General features: G+C 56.9%; 1 pseudogene. It reads left to right on the forward strand.

Annotated features, from left to right (window positions below):
• Window positions 1-297: pseudogene (locus EN780_RS37510) on the forward strand (nucleotidyltransferase); the annotation flags it as partial.
• Window positions 298-485 lie beyond the last annotated feature (188 nt).

Consider the following 485-nt stretch of genomic DNA (forward strand, 5'->3'; position numbering starts at 1 on the left):
GTCCTAGTGCGCCATGTTCTGAAGGACGTCACTATCACCGACTATCCGAGCGGCGCTCGATGGGTATTCGACAAAATGAGGGACAAGGTCTGGACCAAGATTGCCGATCCCGCCGGCTACAGCGACGACGTCGCTTCCTATCTCGCTAAGTCCGAGGCCGACAGGATGATCGCCGCTCTCGACCAGGCGTATCGGCGGGCCCGTACTGCGGAAAACTACTCGAACCAGGGATATGCGAAGCTGGCGATCGACGAATGGCGGTGGATTTTTGCTGACTATTTCCCCGCATACGGATGAGGCGACCACACTCGAAGAACGAAAAACGGGCAGCAGTCTTAAGCCTCGGGCTGGTTGCATGTTAGTTTCCAACAAACCAACTCGGAATGTCACTGCTCGACTAGGGGAAACTTGATGGATGAGGAAGCCGCCCAGGAGAGCGCGCTACAGAGGCGCCTAGGCAAGCTGCTGGCCGAAGCGTATGATGA

This window comes from Mesorhizobium sp. M4B.F.Ca.ET.089.01.1.1, from assembly GCF_004022605.1.
GTDB lineage: Bacteria > Pseudomonadota > Alphaproteobacteria > Rhizobiales > Rhizobiaceae > Mesorhizobium > Mesorhizobium abyssinicae.